Genomic DNA, 5,386 nt, shown 5'->3' on the forward strand with positions numbered 1-5,386 from the left:
AGTTGTTGATGCAGTTGACGAATCGAAGTCATGTTCAGTTACCGGTTACAACCACCGTCAGGAGCAAGCAACAACCCCGGACAGCAAAGACTATTTTAGCGTCAGTTTGGCTGTCGGTCAGCTAATCCCCTAAAATTAAAGTAAAGCCTGGGAGGAAAACTAGAGTTATGACTTTTAATATCCGACAATTAGATAATTTAGACTACGATTTAACCGAGGCACCCTGGTCAGTAGAAGAAGTGAGAAATAGAAGATTAAAATTAATTCTAAATCTGGCCGATGGGTAAGAAATAATGGTGATTATAGACGAAACGGGAGACAAAAAGATATGGTGGGAGCTTATTGGCACTTGGGAGAACTGAAAAAACAGTTTTATCAAGGACGGGAATTATTGCCGAGAAATAGCGGTAAAAAGGGATAAAGCTCCAGAAAAAGAGCGGAAGTTAGGGAACCGGTTCCTCCCTATCGACTTTGGGGGTTTGGTTTTGGGGAGATTGCTGAAGTTCTTGCCAGCGAGTTTCTGCCAGTTGTTTTTGTGTTTGCACTTCTCGGTCATTGGAACGATAACGAAGTGATTCTTGATAAGCTTGAATCGCTCGCTCGTATTGACCGAGTTTAAACCAACTATTGCCTAAACTTTTCCATGTTTCGGGGTTATCTTTTTGTCTTTGAATCGCCTGTTGATAGGCATTTATGGCTTGAGAATTGTCGCCTAAACGATAGCAAGCGTTACCGATACCGATAAAAACTTCGGCTTTTTGGGAAGAAATGCGGCGAGCTTTTTCGTAGGATGTGATCGCTTCTTGAAATCTTTCCAGTTGATGAAGTAATGCCCCTTGATTTAACCAGGCTTGATAATAATTAGAATTGGCTTTAGTTGCTTGATTAAATGCCTCCAAAGCTTCTGAGTTGCGGCCTAATTTTTGCAGAATAATCCCTTGACTATAGTGAGCTTGGGAAAATTGGGGATTAAATTGTCCGGCTTTGCTATAACTTTCTAAAGCATCATTAATTTTATTTAATTGATACAAACTATTACCTTTTTGATACCAAATTAAGGCATTATCCGATTCGATCGCTAGAGCCTGATCGTAGGCTTTAACTGCCCCTTCATAATCCTCAAGATTTTGTAATGACCAGCCTTTTTTATACCATATTTTGGCATCATTTTTTTGAAAAGTTAACAATTTTTCAAGAGCTTTTTGGGCGGCGGAATATTGTTGCAGTTCCAGATAAATATCGGCTTTACCTTGCCAAGCTTGACTAGCAGCAGGATTAAGAGATAAGACCCGCTCAAAACTTTCTAAAGCCTCCTGATTTTTGCCTAATTTATCTAAAGCTTTCCCGCGACCGAGCCAAGCTTGCCAAGCGGAATCCGGGTTAATTTGAATAGCTTTTTCGTAGGTATTTAAAGCTTCCGAGTATCTTTTTAAAGCTAATAAAGCATCGGCTTGTCCTTGCAATGCCTCAAGATAATCGGGATTAATTTTTAAGGCTTTACCATAGGAATTAAGGGCATCAGTATAGCGTTTAAGTTGATAAAAAGTCTGACCTTGTTGATAGTAACTAAGAGAATTACGAGAATTTTGCCAATAATCAAAACCCAGATAAGCACCAGCTATTAAACCAATTGTCCCAGAGACAAACAAGATTTTTGTTAGCCAAGATTTCCCTTGACGAGCAACTCGACCTTGGGGTTTCACCGCCTGGGTAGTTTTCGGATCGAGATGATGAATTTTTCCTAATTTTCTCAGAGCGATTAATGCTTCACTGGCGCTGGTATAACGCTGACGAAAATCATAGCGGATCATGCGCTCGATAACATCACTAAACTCGGCGCTAGTCATGGCCAAATGTTGCCAGAGAATTTCCCCCGTGCGAGCATCCAATGGAATATCTTCGGGAGCTTTACCGGTCAAAGCTTGTAATCCAATAATACCAGTGGCATAGATATCGCTACTAAAACGGGGATAACCTTGGGCCTGTTCACTGGGGAAATAACCGGGGGTACCGATAGCGACTGTAGAAACGGTTTTACCTTCTTTAACTACTTGACTGCTAATTTGTTTGACAGCACCAAAATCAATTAAAACCAATTGATCATCTTGGCTGCGACGAATAAGATTGAAGGGATTAACATCGCGATGGATCACCTGTTTGTGATGGACAAATTCGAGAATTGAGAGAATTTCTGTTAATAAAGCCACTACTTTCTCTTCATTTTGCCTATAGACACCGGCAGTAATTTCTGTGGCTAAATCTTCCCCTTCAATGTATTCTTGCACGAGGAAAAATTGCCCATTTTCCTCAAAATAAGCAAATAAACGGGGAATATGGCGATGATTGCCCAATTCTTGCAGGATTTTCGCCTCGGTTTCAAACAGTCGTCTAGCGATGGCTACAGTTTCGGCATTCCGGCACTGGGGTTGAAATTGTTTGATCACACAGCGATTTTGATTGGGTAACTGGCGATCGCAGGCCAAGAAAGTCTGTCCGAATCCCCCTTTTCCCAATTGACGGATAATTTGGTAGCGATGACTAAGGATTTTTCCGGCAGCGAGTTCCATAGACGATGGCAATCCAGGGTTTTTTACTATTCTAGGCTTTTCGGCTTTCTTTTGCGGTCGCTGGACAAAATGCGGCAACTCTCCCATTCTACTTTTTTCCCTCTCTATAGGGAAAAAATTCCCTGTGGAGGGGACTGACATGACAGACAGAAAAAAATAATCTAGAAACAGAGAAGGTTCACTGTTGTTTTTTGAGAGGATAACCGCTATGTCTATCAATCCCGTTACTAGAGCCGGCACAGCTTTACTGATTACCCTGCTCATGGGGTCGATGTCCGGTACTTTTCCCGTCCTCGCTCAAAGTAATATTAATCGGCCACGTCTGATCGCTCAACAAATCTCGATTCCGGCCGGAACAGTTATCCCTTTGAATTACGAGAAAGCCGATAAAATTTTAGTTTCTAAAAGTGATGTTATTCCTCTGACTTTAACCGTAGCCAGAGATATTCGTAACCGGAATGGGAGTGTGGTGATTGCAGCGGGAAGTGAAGTCAAGGGTACTTTAGAAGCGGCGGGCCGAGGTGTGCGGTTTATTGCCGATGAAATTGGCCTAGATGGGGGCAATCGCATTATCCCCCTCAATGCCACTTCGCGATTAATTACTACCACTGAAACCCTGCGTAAAGGGGCAAAAACTCAAGATATCTTAGCGGGAACCGTCGCCGGTGCGGGGGCAGCCACAGCGATCGCTGCTCTTACGGGCGATCGCAAGATCGAAGTTCTCGATGTCTTAGCGGGGGCAGCCGTGGGAACCCTTGCGGGATGGGGTTTACCGACGGCGGGAATTGTTGGTGGTAGTTCCGTGCAGTTATACTCTGTTAACCCCGATCGAGATTTAAATATTACCCTGCAATCGCCCCTAGTGATCAGAGATTAGTTAGGGTCTGCTGAAAAAGTTTTTCGTGGTGGCAGGGTGTGGGGTGTGGGGTGTGGGGTGTGGGGTTTTAGCGATTTTGAGGTAGTCAGTTACCTAATTTTCAGGGAAAAAGTCCAGGAATTTTACCCCCGATCACTCCAATGGTAGGCACTTTTTGAGGTCAAAAAAGTCTAAAAGCCTTATCCAACAAGGTTTTTAGATTTATTCAGCCAGCCCTAGTAAACGGCAAACCATCACCAAATCCGCCAGCAGACGGACTTGGTGTCAACTCATTGGTTATTTCTGGATTTAAACGGAGCGATCGATTTGTTAGATTTTTAATAGTCGGTCTGTCAACCGATAGACAGAAACAGTTAAAACATCAGAATCAGAGATCAAAGTATGAAACTTCCTACAGGGTTACGGCGAACTATTACCCACGCTTTGGCAACTTTTCTGGGAGTTATGCTCGGTTTTAGCAGTTTAGCGGCGGTAAATGCTCAAAATCTGCCCACTGCTGCCGCCGATCTGGCCAGAATTCCCCCGGAGATGACGGCGGAAAGTTTTGTCGCTAAGGCAGTGGCCCGCACGGGTGCGGCAGTGGTGCGAATTGACACCGAAGCGATCATTACTCGTCCCAATAGCCCCTTTTTTGATGATCCTTTTTTTCAGGAGTTTTTTGGGGAACAGTTTCGTGTTCCCACCCAGCAGCGAGTGGCGGGCCAGGGATCGGGTTTTATTATCGATGGCAGTGGTTTAATCTTAACTAATGCCCATGTGGTCGATAATGCCGATAAGGTAACGGTAACTTTAAAAGATGGTCGTAGCTTCAAAGGAGAAGTACGCGGTACTGATGAGATCACTGATTTAGCCGTGGTGAAAATTAATCCCCAAGGGGAAAAATTACCTGTAGCCGTCCTCGGCAATTCCTCATCCATACAAGTGGGGGACTGGGCGATCGCAGTAGGCAATCCCGTCGGTCTAGATAATACGGTAACTTTAGGAATTATTAGCACGATCGGGCGCTCGGCGGCTAAGGCGGGTATTCCCGATAAACGCATTGATTTTATCCAAACCGATGCCGCTATTAACCCGGGCAATTCCGGCGGTCCTTTACTCAACGCCCAAGGGGAAGTCATCGGCATCAATACGGCGATTCGTGCTGATGCCATGGGGATCGGTTTTGCCATTCCCATCGACCGGGCCAAGCAGTTACAAGCGACCCTAGAATCAGGTCAAAAGGTGGCCCATCCCTATATCGGTGTGCAGATGGTTAATCTAACTCCCGATTTAGCCCGGGCTAATAATCAAAACCCCAATTCTTCGATGATCGTGCCGGAAGTGTCGGGAATTTTGGTGGTGAAAGTCTTACCCAATACCCCCGCCGAAAAAGCCGGGATCCGTCGCGGGGATGTGATTGTCAAAGCTAATAATCAACCGGTTAGCGATGGCACTGAGTTACAGGAAATGGTGGAAAAAACCGGCATCGGTCAGTCTTTACCCCTAAGAATCAGAAGGGGTGAAAGGGCGATCGATCTCACCGTAATCACCGCCCAAATGTCAAATCAGTAATCGGCGGTCTGGAGTCGGTCGTCAGGAATGAGGAGATAGGGTGATAGGGTTTTGGGGTAATAGGGTGATGAGACCGCTTCCCCACTTACCCACTTCCCCGCTTGCCACTGTTCACTGATAACTGAATTAACACCCACTTACTTAGGGTTTGCTGAATAATGGTAAAAACCTTACAGGAAAGGGCTTTTAGCTTGATTGAGAGCTTCCCAAATGCACTTAAATCTGCTAGAATCTCTTAAAACCCTTGCATCACCCTTGCATCACCCTTGCATCTTCTCTAATTAGTGCTAATGTACCGTAAAAGCGAGTTACCCTCAACCCCACCAGAAAACTTCGAGCTGCCCTTTGAGGGGAAATTATCCCAAGACAATCGTTGGGTAATTATGGCCAA

At 44.8% G+C, this 5,386-nt stretch carries 3 protein-coding genes; 2 read left to right on the plus strand and 1 reads right to left on the minus strand.

All coding sequences use genetic code 11. The features are described from left to right. Positions 1-443: 443 nt before the first annotated feature. Positions 444-2,567, minus strand: a complete 2,124-nt coding sequence (locus tag PX484_RS21345; protein ID WP_287668983.1) for a serine/threonine-protein kinase — start codon at positions 2,565-2,567, stop codon at positions 444-446. Positions 2,568-2,775: 208 nt separating this feature from the next. Here PX484_RS21345 and PX484_RS21350 point away from each other — a divergent pair, with 208 nt between their 5' ends. Then, positions 2,776-3,444 carry a hypothetical protein gene (locus PX484_RS21350; protein ID WP_287768430.1) on the plus strand — a complete coding sequence of 223 codons (669 nt, stop codon included), beginning with the start codon at positions 2,776-2,778 and terminating at the stop codon, positions 3,442-3,444. Between the two features lie 381 nt (positions 3,445-3,825). Then, positions 3,826-4,995: an HhoA/HhoB/HtrA family serine endopeptidase gene (locus PX484_RS21355; RefSeq protein ID WP_287768428.1), complete on the plus strand. Its 1,170-nt coding sequence runs from the start codon at positions 3,826-3,828 to the stop codon at positions 4,993-4,995. Positions 4,996-5,386: the final 391 nt, after the last annotated feature.

The sequence above is a fragment of the Microcystis sp. M49636_WE2 genome (genome assembly GCF_030065375.1).
Taxonomy (GTDB): Bacteria; Cyanobacteriota; Cyanobacteriia; order Cyanobacteriales; family Microcystaceae; genus Microcystis; species Microcystis aeruginosa_C.

Excerpts from the sequence above, each read along its gene's own strand:
- PX484_RS21345 (WP_287668983.1), bottom strand. The coding sequence starts at position 2,567 with ATGGAACTCGCTGCCGGAAAAATCCTTAGTCATCGCTACCAAATTATC.
- PX484_RS21350 (WP_287768430.1), top strand. The coding sequence starts at position 2,776 with ATGTCTATCAATCCCGTTACTAGAGCCGGCACAGCTTTACTGATTACC.
- PX484_RS21355 (WP_287768428.1), top strand. The coding sequence starts at position 3,826 with ATGAAACTTCCTACAGGGTTACGGCGAACTATTACCCACGCTTTGGCA.